Consider the following 22,151-nt stretch of genomic DNA (forward strand, 5'->3'; position numbering starts at 1 on the left):
TAAAACTAGTTAAATATCACCTACTTTTCCTTCTTCTTTCTTCTCTTTCAAAGCTCTCTTAGTTACTTTCAAATCTTTGAAATAACCCGTTGTGGCAATATCTACATATAGCCCAACATAGCCTTTTTTGTTTTTACCCAACATCTTATTGACTATAAATGAGGAGTATTTCATGTTGTTGATGAACATTTCGGCTGTTTCTCCATTGATTTCCAATCGCATTGTAATCCACTCATTCAACATCACAGGAGCTGAACCCTCGTACGAACCTGCTGGAAATTTGTCTCTCAACGTTTGAAATTTGAAGTCGGGATAAGAAAAATACTGTACCGCATGGTTTCTTGCCATTTGATTGTTTATTCTACCTACCTTTGGACGTAAATAAATAGACTCCCAAGCCGAATCATCTGCCGCAATTCTGTAATACAAGCCAATAAAACCTGCCGCTGGTGCGTAAGGCGATGGGTTTTGAATCTGGCTATACATTTTTACTTCTATTGTGCCATTTTCAAAATCATCAATATCTACAAGTCGAGCGTAATGACGGTCGTCAACCGTGGTTTCTAATTTCTTCTCATCGAATGGAAGAGCTTTTAAATCACGTTCTATTTTGAGAACCTTATCGCCTTGAAATTTGATAATTTCTCCAGTTACATTGTGTAATTCAAACGTCTGTTTACCAAATTTCAAGTTTTGCCCAAAACTCTTGAGTGATAGCAGACAGATTACAGGAAGTATAAGAAGTTTTTTCATTTTATGTTATTGAAACGTTTTTAGATATTATGAGTATCAATTAATTGGAAGAAATACCTTTTTGATGAAGAATCTCAAGTGTGTTATCATAGCCTTCAATAATTTGGTTATTGGCTAAATGGTAGGTGTTGGTGACGTACATTTGGTTTGATTTATTATCCATTAATACGTTATTGTCCATGGCATTTATCAAAAACCTTAGGAAATACTTATCCTTCACGATAGTAATATCGTCTATTTCCCAGCGTACATTATGGAAATGATTTTGTATTCCTTCGATGATTTTTAAATACCCAATTGGCCCTTCAAATACCTCAATGCTATTAGAAATATAGAATTGAGCATTCGGACTAATTAGCTGTTGAGCTAAATTTTCGTCAGCTGTATTTAATAATTGGACGAATTGTTTGAAGAATAAAGCGTACCCTTTCATACTCCTTTTTTTTATGCAAAATTAGAGGAGTATAAAGGGATTTATCGTTCACCTATATTAAGAAAAACAATGAATGTAGATTCATCTTTTTAGTTAATATAGATTAAGATTTAGTGGAGATTTTTTTACGAATTTTACTCAAAAATTGAGGAGTGATACCCAAATATGAAGCTATTTGAACATTTGAGATACGTGCTGCTAAGTCAGCATAGCGGTCTAGGAAACTAAGGTAGCGTTGTTCGGCAGTAGAGCTGAAGTTTTGTAAAACTCGATCTTGGATTTCAATAAATTTATTTTCGACAGTAACCTTGAAAACCCTATCTAGTTTTATAATATTGATGTACAAAAAGTATAAATCTTTTTGCTCTATTTGAATAATTTCTGAAGGTTCAAGGGCTTCAATAAATAATTTACTGGGCTTTTTCGTATGAAAACTACCAAGGTCTGCAATCCAATCTCCTTCCGCTGTAAATTGAATATTATGCTCGAAACCTTTGTCATCAATACCATACATCCTAAATAGACCTTTTAAAACAAAAGTATAGTGCTTGCAAACAAATCCTTCTTGCAATATCATTTGACGACGTTTGATTTTTCGCACACTAATTTTTGACTCAATTAAATTTAATTGAGAGGCATCAAGGGATATATATTTATTGAAATGAGCTATAAGTGCTTCCATTGCATGGGTATAATTAGTGCTTCAAATTTATAAAACTATTTTCAGCAATTATGCAAAAAAATAAGAATGTAGTCGAACTTATAGATATTACACTGTCTTTCCAAGATAGAAAGGTGCTTGTTGATTTGTCTGTAAATTTTCAAAGTGGAAAGGTAACTGCTTTATTTGGAAAGAGTGGTAGTGGAAAATCAACCATCTTACAGCTAATCAATGGAATGATTATTCCTGAATATGGCAAAGTGAAGGTTTTTGATGATTGCTTTGATTATCAACAGGCTAATATACTGCGTCTTCAAATTGGTTATGTTGTTCAGCATGTGGGACTATTCCCTCACTTAACGATTGAAAAAAATATTAGTTTACTAGGAAAAATATCCAAACAGTCTATCAAATCAATGAATGAACGTACCCGTTTTTTGATGGATACAGTTGGACTATCGCAAGATTATTTAAACAAATACCCCCATCAACTTTCTGGAGGAGAACAGCAAAGAGTTGGACTTTGCAGAGCTCTATTTCTCAAGCCTCCTTTATTGTTGATGGATGAACCCTTCGCTTCGCTCGATTATTCAACACGGACAGGAATTTATAACTATTTTAAAATACTTCAAGAAACAGAGCCATGTTCGGTAATTATTGTTACCCATCAATTTGATGAAGCTGAAACATTGGCAGATAATTTTGTTTGGCTCGAAAATGGGAAAATAAAGTCTCAGGGTAATAAATCAGATTTTCCTTCCATTAAAACAGATTATTTAGCCGCATTATGAGAATTAAAATTATCATTATTTTACTCTGTATTATACAGCCAGCTTTTGCCCAAAAGGTTATAAAAGTGGGAGCAAAACACTTTAATGAAGGTTATATTTTGAGCGAAATGATTTCTTTACTACTGGAGGATAACGGTTTTAAGGTAGAGAGGAAATTTAACTTAGGAGGCACAAATGTATGCTTTGAAGCATTAAAAAATGGTGAAATCGATATATATCCTGAATATTCTGGGACAATTTCAGCAGAAATTTTAAAAGAGAGTTCTACCTTAAACCTTCATAAAATCAAGCGTTTATTAACTTCAAATTATGGTTTAGAAATCTCAGAACCTTTGGGGTTTAACAATACTTATGCCTTATTAATAAAGCCAGAAATCGCACAAAAATATCAGCTTAAAAACATTAGTGATTTAAGAAAATATCCTAATCTAAAGGGGGGATTTAGCTATGAATTTCTCAGACGAGAGGATGGTTGGGGAAAACTCGCTGCATTTTATCATTTAAAACAAAATCCAGTAGGGCTTGAACATGGTTTGGCATACAAAGCAATCAACAATAATCAAATAGATTTTACGGATGCTTATTCAACAGACGGAGAAATTATACAAGAAAAATTAATGCTATTGAACGATGATTTACGTTTTTTCCCATCCTATCAAGCAGTAGCTTTTTATGCTCCCAAAACAGAAGATGCTGTTAAATAATCCGTTCAAAAACTATGTGGAGTAATCAATGAAACGGAAATGCAGGCATTAAACGCCCAAGTGTTATTTGAAAAAAAGAGTTTTAAAGAAATAGCACGTCATTTCTTGACAAGAAAGAACTTGTTGAAACATGCCAGTAACGAAGACGAAAATAAGTGGCATGAAATAGTAGAACATAGTTTTGTTCATCTCCAACTTACCTTTTTTTCGCTATTGTTAGCCATTTTAGTCGCAATACCATTAGGTGTTTTTTTGTATAGATTCCAGTCGTTGTTAAAGCCAACTTTATATTTGATAGGTATCATGCAAACAATACCATCTATTGCTCTACTTGCTTTAATGCTGCCGTTTTTCGGTATTGGTATAGTACCAGCCATTGTAGCATTAATCATTTATGCTATTTTACCCATACTTCGAAATACCATTGTTGGTCTTTACTCTGTTGACCCCCAATTAAAGAAAGTCGCCACAGCAATTGGATTGAACGATTACAAGCGATTAGTCTTAATAGAATTACCGCTGGCAATTCCGATGATTATTACAGGTATTCGGACGGCGGCAGTAATTAATGTAGGCACAGCAACATTAGCCGCATTTATTGGAGCAGGTGGACTGGGTGAATTTATCGTCACAGGTTTGGCACTAAACAATACAAATTTAATTTTACAAGGGGCTATTCCATCTGCCATTCTAGCAATTTTCCTTGAATTGTGTTTTGAACTTATCGAGCGGTTTTTAGTTTCGGAGCATTTAAGACAAAAAATTGTCAGATAAATCATTCCATAATTCAACATTTAACCACAAGAAGTTTAAACAAACGATGTTAAGAAAAGTACTACAACGATGAAAAGTACCATAAAAGAGAATATAGAAGAGAAGTTGAAGCAAGAATTGACCATTGAGGAGTATGAAAAATTCACTTTGCTTTTAGAGCCATTGACCATTCAAAAAAAACAACAACTTGTAACTGAAGATAGAGTATGTAAATACCTCTATTTTGTGGAAGAAGGAGTCCTGCATTCATTTTTGACTGACGATAATGGAGAAAACCATACAATACAGTTTGGCTTTGAAGGACATTGGATTTCAGATTTATACAGTTTTGTTAGTAACACTACTGCTACTTTTAATATTGAAGCATTAGAAGAAACAACTATACTGGCGATATCGAAAAGTAATTTTGAAAAAGCACTTAATGATATTCCTAAATTTGAACGTTTCTTTAGAATATTAATACAAAACGCTTATATTCAATCACAACATCGTATTGCTAAAAATTATAGTGATGATGCTGAGCACCGTTATTTAGCCCTTATTAAACAACAACCTGACCTTCTGCAACGTGTTCCACAATATTTAGTAGCTTCTTATTTGGGGATTAAACCGCAATCGTTGAGTCGTATTCGACAAAATTTATCCAAAAAATAAACTCAATTACTTTATTCACATAGGTGAACGAAAGCCAATCGTTGTAAGCCCCAACTTTGCATCATCAATCAATAAGGATTGCATCAGTCTTTAAACAGTTAGAAAAATGCAAAAGTTATCAATTATCGCAACAACAGTTTTATTAACATTTTCATTCATCACAATTTTTGCTCAAAGTAAACAAAATAGTCAAGCAGAAATAACAGCATTAAGAAATCAACTAAATGAAATAACGAAAGCAAATAGTGAAGTACAAAAGCATTTAGCCACGTTTGAAACTTTGGATTATCAAGTTTTTAGTAATCAAGAATGGAACAGATTACACGAAAGCCATTCAAAAAACATTAAAGTATATTGGCCAGACGGGCATATAACAGAAGGTATAGAAATTCATATAGAAGACCTAAAAAAACTTTTTGTATATGCTCCAGACACTCGTATAAAGGTTCATCCAATCAAATTTGGCTCAGGAAAATTTACAGCTGTGACAGGGGTTTTTGAAGGAACATTTACCAAACCGATGCCAATTGGTAATGGTAAGTTCATACAACCTACTGGTAAATCATTTAAAATGCCTATGGCTACAGTTGGTATTTGGGGTGAAGATGGAACAATGATCGAAGAACATCTTTTTTGGGATAACCAAACCTACGCCAACCAAATAGGTTTAGGGAATTAGGGTCGTTGACTGAGGTATTGCTATAATACCTCAGCTTTCCTTTTCATTATTAAAATTGACTTTTACACTCCTGTAAACAGTAAAATGGAACGCAAATATTTTTTGAAGACGATGGCTACTTTGCCTTTAATCTCTCATGATATGACCCTCAATGCTCTCAAGAACATTACGGATGGCTTTTTTAATACTAAAAAAATGCCTGTTTTGTTTATCGGACATGGTCATCCAATGAATGCGTTGTTTGATAATAATTTTACCCAAAAATTATTGTCAATTGGAAAACAAATAGAAAAACCCAATGCTATTATGGTTATTTCAGCACACTGGGAAACTCGTGGCACTTTTGTTTCTGTAAATAATCAGCCCAAAACAATTTATGATTTTGGAGGATTCGACAAACGCTTATTTGATATAAAATATGAACCCAAAGGGCATCCAGCGTTAGCCCAAGAAGTGATAGAATTAGCTAAAGATTTTTATGTAAAAGGGGATCATTCAATGGGGCTAGACCACGGTGCGTGGACTATTCTAAAATATTTATTTCCTAAAGTAGATGTACCAGTTTTTCAATTGAGTATTGATTATACACAACCTGCTGAATATCATTTTCAGTTAGCCAATAAGCTGAAAAAATTAAGAGAAAAAGGTGTATTGATTATTGGTAGTGGGAATATCGTTCATAATTTGAGCATACTAGATTGGAGAAATATAGATGCGAAACCACAAGAATGGGCAGTAGAATTTGATGAATTAGTAAAATCGAGGCTAAATAAACAAGATTTCTCGTCGCTTATTAAATATGAGCAGTTTGGGAAATTAGCCCAAATGGCAATTCCTACGAACGACCATTATTTGCCCATGATCTATACGTTAGGTTTAGTAGAGAAGAGAGAAACAGTAAAGTATCTTTTTGAAGGCATACAGTATGGAACTATTAGTATGCGTTGTTATGAGATTTCTTAATAATTGTACAAGTGAAAAAAAATATAGTTTCTTTAATTTTCTTAATCATGATGACATCAAACTCACAGAGTGGATATGCTAAAGGTGATACAACTCTATTATATTATGTAGCTCGCCCTCCGAAAGTTCAAAATCAAAAGCCTTCATTATTAATTCTTTTACATGGCGTTGGGAGTAATGAGCAAGATTTATTTCGCATTGCTAACAGCTTACCAGATAATTTTTTAGTGATTAGTGCTAGAGCTCCATTTACTATTTCAGAAGGAAGATATAAATGGTATGATGTTGATTTTTCTTCGGGTAGTCCACGATTTAATGCAGAACAAGCTGAAAAAAGTAGATTAGTTATCTTAAGTTTTATCAATGAGCTTAAAGAAAAACACTCATTTAATGAAAATGAGATTTATTTAGGTGGTTTTAGCCAAGGAGCAATCATGTCTTTTAGTGTAGGGCTTACTCGACCAGACAAAGTAAAAGGAGTTATTGCCCTGAGCGGGAGAGTATTAAGTGACATCAAACCCAAGATTGCAGAGCAAAATAAATTGAACGGCCTGAAAGTCTTAGTAATTCATGGCACCAAAGATGAAGTATTAAGCATTAATTACGCCCGACAATGCAAGCATTTATTAGATAGCCTGCATATTCAGAATACCTATTTTGAACTAAACATGGGTCATACTATTACAAGCGAGGTCACTGATCTAATAAGTAAATGGCTTAAAGCTGAATAAGTTTTAGCTTTCATTGTAAATATAATGAACTGTTTTTTATATAAACTAACGCCATTTCTTAATGTAGATTAAGTGTAGCTTTTTTACATATATCTAATTTTGTGCATTGAAATAATTTTTATCAGATTAAATAAACAATATTTTTAACCATGCAAGATTCAACAACAAACGACGTTTTGATGCACCACCTTACTGCTTTTGGCAATAATGATTTAGCCGAAATTATGCTTGATTATACAGAAGAGTCAGAAGTACTTACAGCAACAGGAGCTATCAAAGGGTTGAGTGCTATTACTGCATTTTTTTCAGATTTATTTATCACAATCCCTACAGGTTCAGATTTTGAAATGAAGCAATTAACCGTTACCGAAAACGTAGCTCATATCATCTGGGCAAGTGAATCGGAAGTTGCTGCTATTCCGTTTGGCACTGATACATTTGTGATGGAAAATGGAAAAATTAAATTCCATACCGTATCTGCCGATATAAAATATAAATAATTAGCCATGGCCAATTCCAGAGAAATTAAAATTGTACAAAGATATTATTCTAAATAATAGAAAGATTTCAACCAAACTGATAAATTATACTTACAAATTAAGACTTTAAGTTCAAATTTAACTGTAGGTTTATTCTTTAACGCTAACTAATCAGGTATGAAATCGCTCATAAGTTTCTTAATAATAGGCATTTCTATAAACGCATTGGGGCAGCAAGTCAACTTGTCTGCTCCAAATCTTTTACCCAATCAGGTATATATGTCATCCGAAAAACTGGATGGCAAAAAAGTGATTAAGGTAATCAAAGATTCTACCTTAGAAGCAGTGGACGAAGCCACGTTTGTTAAAATCAAGGATGCTGATTTTAAAGATGGCATCATTGAGGTGATGGTACTGAGCAGATTACACGCAAAAGCCCGCCCATCTGATAGAGGATTCATTGGAATTGCTTATCGAATCAATGCCGACAACTCAAAATTTGAATGTATGTACATTCGTCCAACCAATGGACGGGCAGATGACCAAATTCGTCGAAATCATTCCATTCAATATTTTTCTTTCCCCGATTTTAAATTTACTCGATTGCGAAAAGAATCGCCCGAAATGTATGAATCATATACAGATATGGGCTTAAACGAGTGGATAAAAATTAAGATTGAGGTAAAAGGCAAGCAAGCAAAACTATTTTTGAATGGGAATAAACAGCCTTCATTGGTGGTAAATGACCTCAAAATGGGAGCAGATGTTTCTGGAGCTTTAGGCTTATTTGTAGATGTTGGAACAGAAGGGTATTTTAGAGATTTGAAGGTAACAAAATGGTAATTTTTGCTGAATGTAAAGAGTAAAGCCATCAAGAGGTGAACATTGTCTTCTTCTTGATGGTTTTGTTTATCTTTCTCCCTCAATTTCCTTTTGAATCATAGTACGAGCATCTTCGGCAGCAATTGGTCTTACTACCCTTTTCGTAACCTTCCAACCGTCTGTTGTTCGCACGAGGGTATATTTATTGATGGTAAGCTGATAAATTGAAAAACCAGGAGAAACGCCTTTTCCTGCAAGCTTTACATGAGAGGCGGCAGAATCGGGCATGACAATGAGTAAGTACCCTGTGGCAACCGCACTATCGCCCTTGAGTTTGATATGTGGAAGCATCGCCAAATGAGTCATTCCTGCTTTTATCGCCACTTTTTGTTCGGGAGCGTTTATAATTTTTAGGACTTCTTCTCGCCCTTTATCTTGCTTTACACCTCTGTCGAAAGTAGCATCTTCTGTAAACATTTTTGTCCAATACGATTCGGAAGCAACATCAGAGCTAAACGCAGAACCTGCCAAAAGATTTAAGATTTCGAGTCTATCTTCTGTGGCTCTTAGGCGAGCAAGAAGTTGTTCGGTCTTCGATGCTCTTTTATCGGTATCGTGAGCTATGTTGTTTCTTTTGGCTATTGCTGAGTTTTTAGTTTCAATCTTCTGAGCGAAAAGCAGATTTGACATCAATAAGAAGCATACTTGAAGTACAAATTGCTTAGTAAAATTAATTAAGCTTTTCATTTTCAATAGATTAAAGTTATTTTGCAAAACATTAAATACTTCAACATTATACTTGATAATCTTCTCTTACGGGACAAAATATATCAAATATTTTACATTTTGTAAGTGCTTTTCCTCCATGTATAACATGGGGAGCAATCACCGCTATTTGTCCGTTCTCATATACTTTTGTTTGCTCACCCACGGTCAATTCAAACTTTCCTTCTAAAACCTGCGTGACTTGTTCATGGAAATGTTGGTGCATGGGCAAAATTGCTCCTTCTTCAACATCCCAATAACCCAAAGTCATATTTTCTGTATGAATAAACCTTGCCTTAAATCCCTTTATGATTTCTTTTTGAGGTAGTGAATCTATATCAATCATCGTTTTTATTTGTATTATTTTTGTCTTTTTTCCATTTAAGAAAACCTCGAAGATTCATCATTAAAAAGAAAATATTTCCTACACTTATACCAAAACTTTGCATTTTGAAGACTCCCAAATATATCCAAAGGGCATTAGCAAGTATATAAGAAATAAAACCTATGCGATTTTTGTTACCAATTAGATAAACAGCGAATAAACTTGCAGCCATTGCCAACCAATCTAAACCATAATATTTGAGATAAACATCCATGATGACACTGTGTTATGTTTTTAATGAATATGAATTCCTCCATTAACATCAATCGTCGCTCCTGTTACAAAGCCTGAAAGGTCAGAAGCTAAAAAAAGACAAGCTCCTGCTAATTCAGCCGTTTTTCCAACACGTCTTAACGGAATACCCACTACTACGTTATTTAATTGTTCTTCAGAAAGTCCGTCTAACATGGGCGTTTCTATCATGGCAGGACAAATGACGTTGGCACGAATATTCATCGGAGCAAATTCTCTGGCGATTGAACGAGTTAAGCTAATTACGCCACCTTTTGAAGCAGCATAATGAGAGCCACCGACTAATCCTCCCCCACGCTGACCCGCCAAAGAAGCCAAATTGACGATAACCCCTGCTTGTTTTTCAGCAAAAACTTTCAAAACACTTTTGCAAATATTGAACGTACCTTTGAGGTTTACGTCCATGATTAAATCATAATCTTGCTCATTAATCGACAGCATTCCTTCTGATTTTACAATGCCTGCACAATTCACCAAGCAGTCAATTGTACCAAAATGTGCAACCGCTTTTTGAATGGCATCGTCACAAGCTGTCGTACTTCTTACATCACATTGCAGACAAATTATTTCTGTTTTTTTCCCGATTTGTGTTTCAAGATGTTTGGTTAAATCATTGGCAATCTGCTCGTTCATGACCAAATCTAAAATCACTAATTTTGCTCCATGAGCCGCAAAAAGTTCTGCCGTTCCATACCCGATACTCCTGATGGATGCCGCTCCTGTAATGACACAAACTTTATTTTGGAGCTGTAAAAACTGGTATTTAATATTTTCCATTTTTCTTAAAGGGTAACATTTTCAATAATTACAGCATAACCCATGCCTACGCCAACACACATAGAGGCAAGAGCATATTTTTTCTTTGAACGAAGTAGCTCATTTACAGCAGCTTGAATAATTCGAGTACCCGACATGCCAAGCGGATGCCCCATTGCAATTGCTCCACCGTTGGGGTTTACTCTTGCGTCGTCATCGGCAATGCCCAAATTGCGGGTAACGGCTAAACATTGTGCGGCAAAGGCTTCATTAAACTCAAATACATCTATTTGGTCGAGGGTTAAGCCTGCTTTTTTCAAAGCTTTTTGGCTTGCTCCGACTGGGCCAATGCCCATAATTTTAGGTTCAACCCCCACTACTGCCGAGGCTACAATTCTTGCTTTTGGGCTAAAGTTGTAGTGGTTGATAGCTTCTTCCGAAGTAATCAACATGGCGGCTGCTCCATCGTTGAGTCCCGAGGCATTTCCTGCGGTTACAGTGCCGTTTTCTTTTTTGAAAATGGGTTTTAATTTTGATAAAATTTCAAGCGAAGTATTTCCTTTGATAAATTCATCTTTTTCAAAAACAGTAATATTCCCTTTTTTATCTGCCATTTCTACTTTCACAATTTCTTCGGCCAACACGCCATTTTGTTGGGCTACGAAGGCTTTTTGTTGCGAACGAAAGGCAAATAAATCTTGGTCTTCACGGCTAATTTTATACATCTCTGCCAAGTTTTCAGCCGTTACGCCCATGGCATCTGTGCCATACATTTTGTGTAACTTGGGGTTCACGAATCGCCAACCAAAACTTGAGTCGAATAGTTGAACATCGCCCCCAAAAGGTTTAGAAGATTTACCCATTACCATTGGGCCACGAGTCATGTGTTCCATACCTCCTGCAATAAAAATATCGCCATCGTCTGCTTTGATGGCTCGGTTGGCATGAATTACAGCCGACATTCCCGACGAACACAAACGATTGACGGTTTCGCCCGGAACAGTATATGGAATTCCCGCCAATAGCAATGCCATACGAGCCACGTTTCGGTTGTCTTCTCCTGCTTGATTATGACAACCTAAAATCACATCGTCGATTAATTCTAACGGTAGATTAGGGTTTCTTTTGATAAGTTCTTGAATCGGTAAAGCTGCCAAATCATCGGCACGAAGATTTGATAAGCTACCGCCCAAACTTCCAATGGGGGTCCGAATAGCGTCAATTATATAGGATTGTTTCATAAAATTCAATAAATAAATTTAAAGCTCTTTTTTGAATTGAAAGGTCGCATTTTCATTAATCAACCTTTCCATTTCTGCATCTGAGTAACCCATATCGTGCAGAATCTCTTTGGTATCCCAACCGCAAGGGACAGCCGAAGTGCGAGCAGAAGGATACACGCCATCTACTTGGATGGTTGAACGAATCACTGCTGTTTTGCCTTCTGTCGGATGATTTTCAAAATTGATTAACTCCACTGCCTTCAAGTGTGGGTCTTGGGTAAGTGTTTCAAGCGTATGGCAAGGCATAGCTGGCAAATCGGCTTTTTGGAATACTTCAAGCCACTCTTCGGTTGTTTTACTGTCTAATGCCGCCCCACGAATCTCAAACCATTCCGAAACGTACTTGGCTCTGCTTGCTACGGTCTGAAATCTTTCATCAGTTAAAAGTTCTGTCCTGTCGGTAATTTTCAAAAAGGCTTTTACTTGTGCATCTGTATTGATGGTAAAGGAAATGTAGCCATCTTTGGTTTTAACGGGTTGGTTATGAGGACTCAACAAGCGAAGGTCGCCTGCTGGACCAACGGGTGGTTCAAAACTTTGTTGGGCCAAATGTTCTTGCAAAACAAATGAAGCCATCGTTTCAAACATCGGGATTTCGATACTTGCACCAATTCCTGTATGTTGTTTTTGCATCAAAGCCGCCATCACTACACCTGCCGTAATTTCGCCAACTACGTGGTCACAAATCAACATGGGGACGTAAGCGGGTTTGCCGTCACGTGCCAAGGCAAGTCCAGCCATACCCGAAGCTCCCTGCAAAACGCTGTCGTAAGTGGGTAGTCCCGAGTAAGGCCCATCTGTGCCGTAGCCAGTAATCAGACAGTAAATTTTTTCGGGATACTTCGCCCGAATACTTTTACTACCCAAGCCCAAACGCTCCAGAGCATCGGGTCGCATATTGGCGACAATCACATCGGCCCATGCTACTAATTTTTGAATAATGTCTTTGCCACCTTCTTTTTTTAGGTCAAGACAAATGTTTTTCTTGCCTCTGTTTAGGTGCAAATACGCTCCAGAATGTTGCCCCGTTGGCGACATTCCACCCAAACCACGCATCAAATCGCCCGAAGGGTTTTCTACTTTGATGATTTCCGCTCCATATTGTCCCAGTCGCCACGTAGCTACAGGGCCAACTACTACGGAAGTTAGGTCAAGGATTTTGATATTTTTTAATGGTTTAAACATTTTAAAGTTTAATTAGGAATTAGGAATCGTTTAATTAGGAATTGGGAGTTTTCGATTCGTAATTCCTAATTAATCTCACATTGAACCGCTACTTCATCATTATTATCATAAATTTTTCCTTCGCCATTTTCGTATTCCAATCTTAAAGGGCGATTGCAGTACAATGGTGCGATATGCTTTACTTTGATTCCTTTTAAATCAACGCCTTTTTCTTTTCGCAAAAATTCAGTCATCAATAGCGTAGCCAAGCCTCCATTTACAACCAAATCAGGCAAGCCTTCTACTTGCTGCGTGTAATTTCTATCTAAATGAATTTTATGAGAATTGAATCCCAAAGCTGAGTATTGAAACAAAAGGGTTTCGTCAGGAACGATAGAATTAGGAAGTTTTAAATTAGGAATTAGGAATGAAGAATTAGGAATTTCTAATTCACGATTCCTAATTCCTAATTCCTCATTCCTAATTTCTAATTCCTTCAAAATATAAGTTTGCGTTTCTACAATGGCAGGCGTATCAGCTTCAAGAGAACGCAATTCATGTTGAAGGGTGACGATTGCCATTTGTCCGTTTTTCGTCGTTTTTTCTGTAATACTTTTTATAAAACTGCTCTTTTCTATTATCGAACCTATTATAATTTCCCCAAGATAGGCTACGGTTCTACCGCCTAAAAGCAATCTTGGCAAGCCAAGGTCTGGTAGCGGAACGCCCAAGCCCGGAAAACCGTCTTTGCGTAATGCAGACTTTCGGGTTTCGCCAGCCAACATAAAAAAATGCCAACCCTTTGGAAGTGCATCGCCCTCAGCAAATGATTGCGTTTCTAAATCTAACATGGCAGCCACACGACGAACCATTGTCAAACTGCATAGCTCTTTGGATTTTATGGGAGATGCTGAAAGGTAATCTTGCATAATGAAAATGTGTTTACTGATATAATTTCTAACAAAAGTATAATTTAATTTTTATATATGAAAATATAATTTCATATTTGCAAAGTAATTCAATTTAAAAGCATTCAAAATATGGAATTCAAATATCATCATACGAATTTTTGCACCGAGGATGTGCCAAGATTATCAAATTTCTATAAAACGGTTTTTGACTTAAAGCAAATCCAAGATGAAGAACATGGTTTTACAAGCTCAGATACTGTGAACCGCTATGAAGGACAAGTGGAGTTTTTGACGGACGGACAAGTTGAATTTCATATTGCTATAAAAGACCACAATACGGGATTCCGCCAGAATATGCCGATAAATCCAATGCAAAGAGGTCATTACTGTTTTAGAACGGATGACATTGAAAGCTTTAAAAAGAGATTAGAAGAACTAAATATCCCTTATGCCGACTATGGCAAATGGGCTTTGAAAGGCTGGTATCAGGTGTTTTTTCATGACCCAGATGGAAATATTATTGAGGTTCATCAGATAGGAATGTGATTTGATTAGTGATATATGATTTTGAATTTACGATTTGTAAATTCGTGATTGAACAGTTTTTATCCAGAAAATCGTAAATCAATATAATCACAAATCATACATAGATGAAAGAAGAGAACAGCACATATTCTGCCCCAGCATTAGAGAAAGGACTTGATATTTTGGAACTACTATGCCAGTCTGAAAGTGGATTAACACAACAAGAAATTGCCAGTAAGTTAGGGCGAAATTTGGGTGAAATTTATCGAATGCTCAATTGTTTGGTTCAAAGAAACTACGTTACCAACTACGGTAATAATTATACCATTACCTCCAAGTTGTTTCAATTATCGCATTATCATCCTCCTACCTATCGCTTACTTACCGAGTCGCTTCCGATTATGGAAGTATTGTCGAGAGCAATTTCATTTCCTTGTGATTTGAGGGTGTACAACAATGGTATTCAAACGGTTATCGCCTCAATTCAGCCACCAGATGGGCTTGGTTTTATGACCCGTGTAGGTTCTGAAATTGAGGTTGCACCCTCTGCATCGGGCTTAGTCTTATTGGCTTTTCAAGACCCCGTTATTAGAGAAATTAGAATTAAAGAAAGTCTTCCAAACAAATCTGAAACAGAAATAGAAGCCTTTCGGAATAGTTTAAAAGACATTGAGACTCAAGGATTTGCTTCTATCAGAAGTAACCAGTATGCAGGACTTCATGCCATTTCATTTCCTATTTTAGATATGAACGGCAATGCTATCGCCGCCATGACAGTCCCTATGCTGGCTCGTATTGATGGAACAAACCAATTTTCACAAGAACAAGTACAAGCATTGTTAAAAGAGAGTGTATCTAATCTTAGTAGAAGGATTTCTAACACAACCCCCCCTGTTTGATTTAACATACCCAATGGTATCAATCAACATTTTATAGGATTATGAATAGAGTATATCGATTGTCACTTATAAGTTCGGCCATTTTAGGACTTTTAGCAATAGGAATGTTGATTGGGGCAAAGGGTGACGCAACAGGCCCTTTTGTGATTGGTTCGTTGGTATGTTTGGCTTTAGGTGGACGAATTGTACCAACCCTCAAGCAAATGTCCTTTACCTTATGGGTATTTGCTGCGGTTGCATTGGGGATGTATTATCCTCAGTATTTTCAGCAAATAGGCGATTTTAAATTTACAAGTCTTATTGTTCCGCTCATCCAGTTGATTATGTTTTCGATGGGAACAGAAATGAGTTTAAAAGACTTTGAAGGAGTAATTAAAATGCCCAAAGCCGTTATTATTGGGCTAATAAGTCATTTTACCATAATGCCTTTAGTGGCAGTTGTACTGGCTAATGGACTCGGTTTTCCGCCCGAAATTGCGGCGGGAGTTATTCTCATTGGTTCTGTTCCCAGCGGCGTAACCTCCAATGTACTAGCTTTTATTGCCAAAGCCAATATGCCTTTATCAGTTACAATTGCGGCTATTTCAACCTTAGTTGCTCCAGTAATGACTCCATTTTTGATGAAAATATTGGCTGGACAATACGTTGAAATTGATTTTGTAAAAATGATGCTTCACGTGGTTGAAATTATCCTTGTGCCAATTGCTTTGGGTCTGATTATCAATAAACTGATTAGAAAGGGTGTAAAATGGCTACAAACTATCATGCCGATTATTTCCATGACGGGTGTGTTGATGATGCTTGTGGTAATTGTTTCTTCGGGAAGAGATTCCTTATTGGCTATTGGGCCTTTACTCTTTTTATCGTCTATGATTCATCACTCAATCGGCTATTTATTAGGCTATTGGAGTGGCAGACTGATGGGGCTTGACGAAAAGTCATGTCGTACCATTTCATTAGAAGTAGGTATGCAAAACGGAGGACTCGCCTCGGGCATTGCCTTGCAAATGGGCAAAATCGCCACTGTTGGTTTGGCATCGGCTATTTCTGTACCATGGATGACCATTTCGGGTTCGTTGTTGGCTAATTGGTGGAGAAATAAAGAAGTAAAAGATGCCTAAAACTTTTTTAATCTTTTAATGAAAGTCAACACTTAAAACAAATATTGACCTTTAATCATGAAGTCAAAAGCACTGTACATCATACCATTTTTACTGATTCTCATTTTAAGTTTTAAAAAAGATAACAAAGGGCATTTGAAAACTGATAAGCTACCACAATTAGGAAAAAACTCTATTGACGAGGTTATAAAGGCTTTGACCTTAGAAGAAAAAGTGCGTTTGGTGATGGGTATGGGAATGTTTATTCCCGGACTTCCAGAAGGGATGATTCCTACAATGGATTCTACTGATGCAGGTATTCCTGAAAAAGTATTGGGTGCAGCAGGCAGAACGCACGCTGTACCACGTTTGGGTATTCCATCAATTACTTTGTCTGATGGCCCTGCTGGGGTACGTATTGCCCCGATTCGCAACAACGACTCTACGCATACTTATTATGCAACTGCTTTCCCTATTGGTACATTATTGGCTTCTACTTGGGATACCAATTTAGTACAAAATATGGGGGAAGCCTTGGGCGACGAAGTAAAAGAGTACGGCATAGACGTTTTGTTAAGTCCAGCTATGAATATACACCGTACTACGTTGGGAGGTCGTAATTTTGAATATTATTCAGAAGACCCACTTGTGTCTGGAAGTATTGCCGCTGCTATTGTCAATGGTGTACAAAGCAAGGGCGTAGGTACCTCTGTAAAACATTTTGTAGCCAACAACCATGAGTTTAATCGGTTCAGAATGAATGTACATGTAAGCGAAAGAGCTTTACGAGAAATTTATCTTAAAAATTTCCAAATAGCTCTTCAAAAATGTAGCCCTTGGACAATCATGTCTTCTTACAACATGGTCAATGGCACTTATACTTCCCAGAATAGAGCTTTGTTGGATACTTTTTTAAGACAAGAATCTCAATTTAAGGGTTTAGTGATGTCGGATTGGTTTGGTGGAAAAGATGCCGTAGCACAAATGCAAGCAGGCAATGACCTTTTAATGCCTGGTACTCTAAACCAAAAAATGAGTATCATACAAGCCGTTCAAACAGGGAAATTATCTGTTAAGCAATTAGACGAAAATGTAAAACGAGTATTAGAACTGGTGGTAAAATCACCTACCTTCAAAGGTTATCAATATTCAAACAAACCTGATTTAAAACAACACGCCCAAGTATCTCGCAAAGTAGCAAGCGAAGGAATGATTTTGTTGAAAAATGAAGCAACTTTACCTATGAATACGGTAAAAAAAGTAGCTTTATTCGGAAATTTTAGTTATGATTTAATTGCTGGAGGAACAGGTAGTGGCGATGTGAATAAAAGCTATATGATTTCATTAGATAAAGGTTTAGTAAACGCTAATTTTGTTATTAACCCTTTATTATCAGAAACTTACAAAAAATATTACGCTGAAGGTAAAGCCAAGCTCCCCCCACTTCTATCTCCTTTTCATCCTCATACTGCTGTTGCCGAAATGCCAATTGATGAGGCTTTAGCCCAAAAAATGGCCCTCGAAAATGATATAGCTGTATTGACCATAGGCAAACACTCAGGTGAGTTTTTGGATAGAGATTTAAACAAAGATTTTAACCTTACAAGTGCCGAAAAAGCCCTCATCGAAAATGTGGCTAAAGCATTCCATGCACAAGGTAAAAAAGTAGTAGTTGTCTTGAATATCGGAGGGGTAATAGAAATAGCCAGTTGGCGAGATAAAGTAGATGCCATTCTTTTAGCATGGCAAGGAGGCTTAGAAAGTGGTAATGCCATTACAGACATCTTGAAAGGAACGGTAAACCCCTCGGGAAAACTGGCGACCACTTTTCCGATGAGTTACCAAGATGACCCAACTGCCAAAAGTTTTCCTGGAAAAATAATTAAAACAATACCTGATAAATACCTTTTGGCTGATGCCGACCTTTCTGAAATCACCTACGAAGAAGGGATTTATGTGGGCTATCGATACTTCAATACTTTTCGTATCAAACCCGCTTTTGACTTTGGCTTTGGCTTATCATATACTACATTCAAATACAGCGACTTACGTCTAAGCACTCAGGTATTCAAAGATAAAATTAAGGTGAATATAACCGTAACTAATACGGGTAAAGTGGCAGGAAAGGAAGTGGTGCAACTCTATGTTTCAGCACCAACGCATAAGATTCATAAGCCCGAAAGAGAACTAAAAGCCTTCGGCAAAACAAAATTGTTACAACCAAATGAAGCACAAACGTTCACGTTTTACGTATCACCGATGGATTTAGCTTCATTTAATTCCTCACAATCGGCTTGGATAGCAGATGCAGGTACTTATACCCTAAGCATTGGTAACAAAGGAAGTAGCCAAACCCTTAAAGCTAATTTTAGCTTGGCAAAAGCACGAGTTTTGAATAAAACGCCAAAGATTTTATTAGCTCAAAAACAAATCGACGAATTGAAGTAAAAGGCAAAAGAGCAATCGAATTTTAATCTATTCTGGAAAATATGTTGGAAATACAAAAAATAGCCGTTGTCGGTGCGGGCAACATGGGGCATCAGATTGCAATGTGTGCGGCTTTAGCAGGCTTTCAAGTAAAGTGTACAGACACCAATCCTGAGATTCTGACAAAAGCTATTGCTTTTGCCGATACTTACTTAAAAGAAAGAGTAACAAAAGGCAAGCTGAGTGAAGAAGCCGCCAAGCAAGCCCGTAACAACATCTCTTTCACTTCGAGCATAGCAGAAGCCGCCCAAGATGCCGACCTTGTGATTGAAGCGATTATCGAAAAATTAGACATCAAGCGAAAACTCTTTGCTGACTTAGATAAAATTTGTCCAGCTCACACCATTTTGGCTACAAATAGTTCGTATATCGTCAGTTCTAAAATTGCCGATGCTACCAACAGACCCGATAAAGTTTGCAATATGCACTTTTTCAATCCTGCTTTGGTGATGAAATGCGTAGAAGTGGTAAAGGGATTACACGTTTCGGAAGAAACGGCCGATACGGTAATGAATGTCGCAAAGAAAATGGGGAAAACGCCAGTGTTATTGCACAAAGAAATTTATGGCTTTTTGGTGAATCGTTTGTTACAAGCCACCCGACAAGAAGCCTTGAAATTATTGGATATGGGCGTAGCAAGTTTTGAAGACATCGACACCGCCGCCAAAAACGGCTTGGGCTATCCGATGGGGCCTTTTTCTTTATTAGACCTAACGGGCATAGACTTAGCCTATCATGTAGGCATGGAAAAATACCAAGAATCTGGCGACCCTGCTGATAGGCCTTCTCCCACAGTTGTCGAAAAATATACTAAAGGAGAATGGGGCAAAAAAGTAGGAAAAGGTTTTTATGATTACGAATAAATTTTATTGAAATTTCCAGAAGTATTCCAAAAACAAGACTATGAAAAAAATCTTATTATTAATCCTTCTGAGTGTTTCTTTATTGGTAAAAGCTCAAAATTCTCCGATTGTATCAACCTCCAATGGTAAGGTGCAAGGTTCAAACAGTTCAGATAATACTGTTCGTATTTTCAAGGGTATTCCTTTTGCAGCCCCACCCGTAGGTGATTTGCGTTGGAAAGCTCCACAAGCCGTACAAAACTGGAAAGGTATTAAAGCGTGTACAAGCTTTTCGGCAAGCCCTATGCAAAATAAACCTCAGCCTTTTTATTGTTGGACAGAAGAGTTTATCGCTCAACCAGAACCCATCAACGAAGATTGTTTGTACCTCAATGTTTGGACAAGCACAAATGCAAAATCCGAAAAACAACCCGTATTGGTATGGATTTATGGTGGTGGATTAAATAGTGGTTCTGCCAATTGTGCCATTTATGATGGCGAAGAAATGGCAAAAAAAGGCGTAGTTTTTGTCAGTATCAATTATCGTGTTGGCGTTTTTGGTTTCATGGCTCATCCTGAACTAACGAAAGAGTCCGGCTATCAGTCTTCTGGAAATTATGGCTTTTTAGACCAAATCGCTGCTTTGAAATGGGTACAAAAAAATATAGCTGCCTTTGGTGGCGACCCAAACAATGTAACTATTGCCGGACAATCTGCGGGAGCATTTAGCGTAACCGCCTTGATATCTTCACCGTTGGCGAAGGGACTTTTTCACAAGGCTATTCCGCAAAGTGGGGGTTTGTTATCGAATATGCTCAGTCAGAATTTAGAAAAAGCGGAGTCGCAAGGGCTTGCTTTTATGAAAAAAGCAAATGCCAATTCCATAGCAGAACTAAGAAAAAAATCAGCCGAAGAATTGCAAACTTTGAGCAATAACCAAGAATTAGGCAGATTTGGCACAACGATGGACGGATACGTTTTACCTGTGAATTTGTTTGAACATTTTCAAAAAGGCTTGCATAATCAAACCCCAATTTTAACAGGTTGGGTTACAGGCGATGGTAGTTTTTTAGGAGATAGTAGAATGACTGTTGAAGACTATCAAAAAGAAGCCCAAACAAAATATGGAGACAGAGCCGAAAACTATTTAAGTATTTTTCCAGCTACAACAACTGATGAAGTAAAAGCTGTGAAACAAAAATTAACCTTATTAGGTTTTGCGGGCTTGCCTTCGCATTTATTAGCCAGTTTTAATAGCAAGACCAGTTATGTGTATCAATTCGGACACGTGCCACCCGACAAGCCCAATTTTCCAAATTATGGAGCATTTCATACTTCCGAAGTACCTTATGTTCTTCATACTTTGCATACTTGGAATCGTCCGTGGCAAGCATTAGACAAAAAAATAGAAAATATATTTTCAAGTTACTGGGTCAATTTTGCGAAAACGGGGAATCCTAATGGACAAAATTTGCCAGCATGGAAAAGTTACGATAGACAGAAAGGCGAAATTTTGGTAGTAGATTCTAAGATAGAATCGAAACCAGCATTTTTGAAAAAAGAATTTGATTTTTTAGAAGTGAGATAAGGATTACTGTAACTAAATTACTGGGACAACATGTTCTTTGCTTTTTAAAAAATAGGATAGTATAAACATTTAAAATAGAGCCATGTTTTCAAAATTTATTTCAATCATAACGATAGTAATACTATCAATATCCAATCTTTATGGACAGCAAACACTACGAAGAGCGTTCCAGCCTGCTAATGTAGTAAATAAAATTCCGTATGGAAATAATCCTCAAGGAGGGCATTATGTACAAACAAAAGATGCTAAAATTTATTATGAAGTCTATGGTAAAGGTCAACCAATCGTGTTGTTGCATGGAGGTTTATTTGGCTCGACCATTGAGTTTGCTGATTTTATCGACCAACTGAAAGGACAATATCAAGTGATAGCTATTTCTACTCGTGGACATGGTAAATCAGAATTGGGAACAGAGCCACTAACACTTGAGCAAAGAGCCAATGATGCCATGACTGTTATCAATGCTGTTACTAAAGATAGTGTCATCGTACTTGGCTTTAGTGATGGTGGGTATTCGGCTTATAAATTAGGCGCCATGTATCCAGCAAGAGTAAAGAAAATGATTGTCATTGGTGCTGGTGAGATTCGTCCGGGATTAAGAGAGTTTAAATTCACGGCAAAGATGGCAATGGAAATGGATAAACCTTTCTGGGAGCAACAACTCAAATTGATGCCAGAACCCAACCGAGTGGAAGATTTGTTTACACAAGTAGCCAACTGCTATAATAATGTTACGGTGAGTAAAGAATT

The 22,151-nt window shown here is 36.9% G+C and carries 26 protein-coding genes; 16 read left to right on the forward strand and 10 right to left on the reverse strand.

What is annotated here, in order from left to right; translation table 11 throughout:
* Window positions 1-9: 9 nt before the first annotated feature.
* The 3 genes from GVN22_RS23200 to GVN22_RS23210 all read right to left on the reverse strand — a co-directional run bounded on the left by GVN22_RS23200 (window position 10) and on the right by GVN22_RS23210 (window position 1,868).
* Complete coding sequence (locus GVN22_RS23200) at window positions 10-753, reverse strand: hypothetical protein (protein ID WP_166553399.1); 744 nt, start codon at window positions 751-753, stop codon at window positions 10-12.
* A gap of 40 nt (window positions 754-793) precedes the next feature.
* A complete protein-coding gene (locus GVN22_RS23205; RefSeq protein ID WP_166553400.1) occupies window positions 794-1,186 on the reverse strand; it encodes a nuclear transport factor 2 family protein in 393 nt (130 codons plus the stop codon).
* 103 nt (window positions 1,187-1,289) lie between these two features.
* Window positions 1,290-1,868, reverse strand: coding sequence for a Crp/Fnr family transcriptional regulator (locus GVN22_RS23210; RefSeq protein WP_166553401.1), 579 nt, complete (start codon window positions 1,866-1,868; stop codon window positions 1,290-1,292).
* Window positions 1,869-1,918: 50 nt separating this feature from the next.
* Between GVN22_RS23210 and GVN22_RS23215 the strand changes: the two genes are divergently transcribed.
* The 9 genes from GVN22_RS23215 (at window position 1,919) to GVN22_RS23255 (ending at window position 8,465) form a co-directional block, all read left to right on the forward strand.
* Entirely contained in the window at window positions 1,919-2,638 is a 720-nt protein-coding gene (locus GVN22_RS23215; protein WP_166553402.1) for an ATP-binding cassette domain-containing protein, read from the forward strand.
* Complete coding sequence (locus tag GVN22_RS23220; RefSeq protein ID WP_166553403.1) at window positions 2,635-3,342, forward strand: glycine betaine ABC transporter substrate-binding protein; 708 nt, start codon at window positions 2,635-2,637, stop codon at window positions 3,340-3,342. The genes GVN22_RS23215 and GVN22_RS23220 overlap by 4 nt, the downstream gene beginning before the upstream one ends.
* A 39-nt stretch (window positions 3,343-3,381) precedes the next feature.
* Window positions 3,382-4,116 (forward strand): ABC transporter permease, encoded by a 735-nt coding sequence (locus tag GVN22_RS23225; protein WP_166553404.1) that lies wholly within the window; start codon window positions 3,382-3,384, stop codon window positions 4,114-4,116.
* Between the two features lie 69 nt (window positions 4,117-4,185).
* Window positions 4,186-4,770, forward strand: a complete 585-nt coding sequence (locus GVN22_RS23230; protein WP_166553405.1) for a Crp/Fnr family transcriptional regulator — start codon at window positions 4,186-4,188, stop codon at window positions 4,768-4,770.
* A gap of 106 nt (window positions 4,771-4,876) precedes the next feature.
* Window positions 4,877-5,449: an ester cyclase gene (locus GVN22_RS23235; protein ID WP_166553406.1), complete on the forward strand. Its 573-nt coding sequence runs from the start codon at window positions 4,877-4,879 to the stop codon at window positions 5,447-5,449.
* 84 nt (window positions 5,450-5,533) lie between these two features.
* Window positions 5,534-6,412: a 4,5-DOPA dioxygenase extradiol gene (ygiD, locus tag GVN22_RS23240; protein WP_240915753.1), complete on the forward strand. Its 879-nt coding sequence runs from the start codon at window positions 5,534-5,536 to the stop codon at window positions 6,410-6,412.
* An 11-nt stretch (window positions 6,413-6,423) separates the two neighbouring features.
* Window positions 6,424-7,143: an esterase gene (locus tag GVN22_RS23245; protein ID WP_166553407.1), complete on the forward strand. Its 720-nt coding sequence runs from the start codon at window positions 6,424-6,426 to the stop codon at window positions 7,141-7,143.
* A 149-nt stretch (window positions 7,144-7,292) separates the two neighbouring features.
* Window positions 7,293-7,643 (forward strand): nuclear transport factor 2 family protein, encoded by a 351-nt coding sequence (locus tag GVN22_RS23250; protein WP_166553408.1) that lies wholly within the window; start codon window positions 7,293-7,295, stop codon window positions 7,641-7,643.
* Between the two features lie 156 nt (window positions 7,644-7,799).
* Window positions 7,800-8,465, forward strand: a complete 666-nt coding sequence (locus tag GVN22_RS23255; RefSeq protein WP_205691015.1) for a family 16 glycoside hydrolase — start codon at window positions 7,800-7,802, stop codon at window positions 8,463-8,465.
* A gap of 66 nt (window positions 8,466-8,531) precedes the next feature.
* On the opposite strand, the gene GVN22_RS23260 is transcribed toward GVN22_RS23255, so the two are convergent.
* The 7 genes from GVN22_RS23260 to GVN22_RS23290 form a co-directional block, all read right to left on the reverse strand.
* On the reverse strand, window positions 8,532-9,191 hold the full coding sequence (locus GVN22_RS23260; RefSeq protein WP_166553409.1) for a nuclear transport factor 2 family protein: 660 nt from the start codon (window positions 9,189-9,191) through the stop codon (window positions 8,532-8,534).
* 46 nt (window positions 9,192-9,237) lie between these two features.
* A complete protein-coding gene (locus tag GVN22_RS23265) occupies window positions 9,238-9,555 on the reverse strand; it encodes a cupin domain-containing protein (RefSeq protein ID WP_166553410.1) in 318 nt (105 codons plus the stop codon).
* Complete coding sequence (locus tag GVN22_RS23270) at window positions 9,548-9,808, reverse strand: nicotinamide mononucleotide transporter (RefSeq protein WP_166553411.1); 261 nt, start codon at window positions 9,806-9,808, stop codon at window positions 9,548-9,550. Before GVN22_RS23270 ends, GVN22_RS23265 begins: the two co-directional genes overlap by 8 nt.
* A gap of 20 nt (window positions 9,809-9,828) precedes the next feature.
* Window positions 9,829-10,623: an SDR family NAD(P)-dependent oxidoreductase gene (locus GVN22_RS23275; protein ID WP_166553412.1), complete on the reverse strand. Its 795-nt coding sequence runs from the start codon at window positions 10,621-10,623 to the stop codon at window positions 9,829-9,831.
* A 5-nt stretch (window positions 10,624-10,628) separates the two neighbouring features.
* Window positions 10,629-11,843 carry a 3-oxoadipyl-CoA thiolase gene (gene pcaF, locus GVN22_RS23280; RefSeq protein ID WP_166553413.1) on the reverse strand — a complete coding sequence of 405 codons (1,215 nt, stop codon included), beginning with the start codon at window positions 11,841-11,843 and terminating at the stop codon, window positions 10,629-10,631.
* Between the two features lie 18 nt (window positions 11,844-11,861).
* The gene (locus GVN22_RS23285; protein ID WP_166553414.1) at window positions 11,862-13,070 is read right to left on the reverse strand and encodes a CaiB/BaiF CoA-transferase family protein; all 1,209 of its coding nucleotides are present in this window, start codon (window positions 13,068-13,070) and stop codon (window positions 11,862-11,864) included.
* A 65-nt stretch (window positions 13,071-13,135) separates the two neighbouring features.
* The gene (locus GVN22_RS23290; protein WP_166553415.1) at window positions 13,136-13,978 is read right to left on the reverse strand and encodes a hypothetical protein; all 843 of its coding nucleotides are present in this window, start codon (window positions 13,976-13,978) and stop codon (window positions 13,136-13,138) included.
* Between the two features lie 111 nt (window positions 13,979-14,089).
* Here GVN22_RS23290 and GVN22_RS23295 point away from each other — a divergent pair, with 111 nt between their 5' ends.
* The 7 genes from GVN22_RS23295 to GVN22_RS23325 all read left to right on the forward strand — a co-directional run.
* Window positions 14,090-14,506, forward strand: a complete 417-nt coding sequence (locus tag GVN22_RS23295) for a VOC family protein (protein ID WP_166553416.1) — start codon at window positions 14,090-14,092, stop codon at window positions 14,504-14,506.
* A gap of 104 nt (window positions 14,507-14,610) precedes the next feature.
* Window positions 14,611-15,384 (forward strand): IclR family transcriptional regulator, encoded by a 774-nt coding sequence (locus GVN22_RS23300; RefSeq protein WP_166553417.1) that lies wholly within the window; start codon window positions 14,611-14,613, stop codon window positions 15,382-15,384.
* A gap of 41 nt (window positions 15,385-15,425) precedes the next feature.
* Window positions 15,426-16,505, forward strand: a complete 1,080-nt coding sequence (locus GVN22_RS23305; RefSeq protein WP_166553418.1) for a bile acid:sodium symporter family protein — start codon at window positions 15,426-15,428, stop codon at window positions 16,503-16,505.
* Window positions 16,506-16,562: 57 nt separating this feature from the next.
* Window positions 16,563-18,932, forward strand: coding sequence for a glycoside hydrolase family 3 protein (locus tag GVN22_RS23310; RefSeq protein ID WP_166553419.1), 2,370 nt, complete (start codon window positions 16,563-16,565; stop codon window positions 18,930-18,932).
* 41 nt (window positions 18,933-18,973) lie between these two features.
* Complete coding sequence (locus tag GVN22_RS23315; protein ID WP_166553420.1) at window positions 18,974-19,834, forward strand: 3-hydroxyacyl-CoA dehydrogenase family protein; 861 nt, start codon at window positions 18,974-18,976, stop codon at window positions 19,832-19,834.
* Window positions 19,835-19,874: 40 nt separating this feature from the next.
* Window positions 19,875-21,401 (forward strand): carboxylesterase/lipase family protein, encoded by a 1,527-nt coding sequence (locus tag GVN22_RS23320; protein WP_166553421.1) that lies wholly within the window; start codon window positions 19,875-19,877, stop codon window positions 21,399-21,401.
* A gap of 82 nt (window positions 21,402-21,483) precedes the next feature.
* The coding region (locus GVN22_RS23325; protein ID WP_166553422.1) for an alpha/beta fold hydrolase at window positions 21,484-22,151 on the forward strand (668 nt) is incomplete at its 3' end.

It is taken from the genome of Cellulophaga sp. BC115SP, from assembly GCF_009905545.1.
Lineage (GTDB): Bacteria > Bacteroidota > Bacteroidia > Cytophagales > Spirosomataceae > Flectobacillus > Flectobacillus rivi.

What these genes read in the sequence shown, in the direction of transcription:
- GVN22_RS23200 (WP_166553399.1), bottom strand. Translation starts at nt 753, where the DNA reads ATGAAAAAACTTCTTATACTTCCTGTAATCTGTCTGCTATCACTCAAG.
- pcaF (WP_166553413.1), bottom strand. Translation starts at nt 11,843, where the DNA reads ATGAAACAATCCTATATAATTGACGCTATTCGGACCCCCATTGGAAGT.
- ygiD (WP_240915753.1), top strand. Translation starts at nt 5,534, where the DNA reads ATGGAACGCAAATATTTTTTGAAGACGATGGCTACTTTGCCTTTAATC.
- GVN22_RS23230 (WP_166553405.1), top strand. Translation starts at nt 4,186, where the DNA reads ATGAAAAGTACCATAAAAGAGAATATAGAAGAGAAGTTGAAGCAAGAA.
- GVN22_RS23225 (WP_166553404.1), top strand. Translation starts at nt 3,382, where the DNA reads ATGCAGGCATTAAACGCCCAAGTGTTATTTGAAAAAAAGAGTTTTAAA.
- GVN22_RS23220 (WP_166553403.1), top strand. Translation starts at nt 2,635, where the DNA reads ATGAGAATTAAAATTATCATTATTTTACTCTGTATTATACAGCCAGCT.
- GVN22_RS23260 (WP_166553409.1), bottom strand. Translation starts at nt 9,191, where the DNA reads ATGAAAAGCTTAATTAATTTTACTAAGCAATTTGTACTTCAAGTATGC.
- GVN22_RS23250 (WP_166553408.1), top strand. Translation starts at nt 7,293, where the DNA reads ATGCAAGATTCAACAACAAACGACGTTTTGATGCACCACCTTACTGCT.
- GVN22_RS23235 (WP_166553406.1), top strand. Translation starts at nt 4,877, where the DNA reads ATGCAAAAGTTATCAATTATCGCAACAACAGTTTTATTAACATTTTCA.
- GVN22_RS23265 (WP_166553410.1), bottom strand. Translation starts at nt 9,555, where the DNA reads ATGATTGATATAGATTCACTACCTCAAAAAGAAATCATAAAGGGATTT.
- GVN22_RS23290 (WP_166553415.1), bottom strand. Translation starts at nt 13,978, where the DNA reads ATGCAAGATTACCTTTCAGCATCTCCCATAAAATCCAAAGAGCTATGC.
- GVN22_RS23315 (WP_166553420.1), top strand. Translation starts at nt 18,974, where the DNA reads ATGTTGGAAATACAAAAAATAGCCGTTGTCGGTGCGGGCAACATGGGG.
- GVN22_RS23215 (WP_166553402.1), top strand. Translation starts at nt 1,919, where the DNA reads ATGCAAAAAAATAAGAATGTAGTCGAACTTATAGATATTACACTGTCT.
- GVN22_RS23295 (WP_166553416.1), top strand. Translation starts at nt 14,090, where the DNA reads ATGGAATTCAAATATCATCATACGAATTTTTGCACCGAGGATGTGCCA.
- GVN22_RS23300 (WP_166553417.1), top strand. Translation starts at nt 14,611, where the DNA reads ATGAAAGAAGAGAACAGCACATATTCTGCCCCAGCATTAGAGAAAGGA.
- GVN22_RS23275 (WP_166553412.1), bottom strand. Translation starts at nt 10,623, where the DNA reads ATGGAAAATATTAAATACCAGTTTTTACAGCTCCAAAATAAAGTTTGT.
- GVN22_RS23310 (WP_166553419.1), top strand. Translation starts at nt 16,563, where the DNA reads ATGAAGTCAAAAGCACTGTACATCATACCATTTTTACTGATTCTCATT.
- GVN22_RS23205 (WP_166553400.1), bottom strand. Translation starts at nt 1,186, where the DNA reads ATGAAAGGGTACGCTTTATTCTTCAAACAATTCGTCCAATTATTAAAT.
- GVN22_RS23285 (WP_166553414.1), bottom strand. Translation starts at nt 13,070, where the DNA reads ATGTTTAAACCATTAAAAAATATCAAAATCCTTGACCTAACTTCCGTA.
- GVN22_RS23305 (WP_166553418.1), top strand. Translation starts at nt 15,426, where the DNA reads ATGAATAGAGTATATCGATTGTCACTTATAAGTTCGGCCATTTTAGGA.
- GVN22_RS23255 (WP_205691015.1), top strand. Translation starts at nt 7,800, where the DNA reads ATGAAATCGCTCATAAGTTTCTTAATAATAGGCATTTCTATAAACGCA.
- GVN22_RS23320 (WP_166553421.1), top strand. Translation starts at nt 19,875, where the DNA reads ATGAAAAAAATCTTATTATTAATCCTTCTGAGTGTTTCTTTATTGGTA.
- GVN22_RS23210 (WP_166553401.1), bottom strand. Translation starts at nt 1,868, where the DNA reads ATGGAAGCACTTATAGCTCATTTCAATAAATATATATCCCTTGATGCC.
- GVN22_RS23270 (WP_166553411.1), bottom strand. Translation starts at nt 9,808, where the DNA reads ATGGATGTTTATCTCAAATATTATGGTTTAGATTGGTTGGCAATGGCT.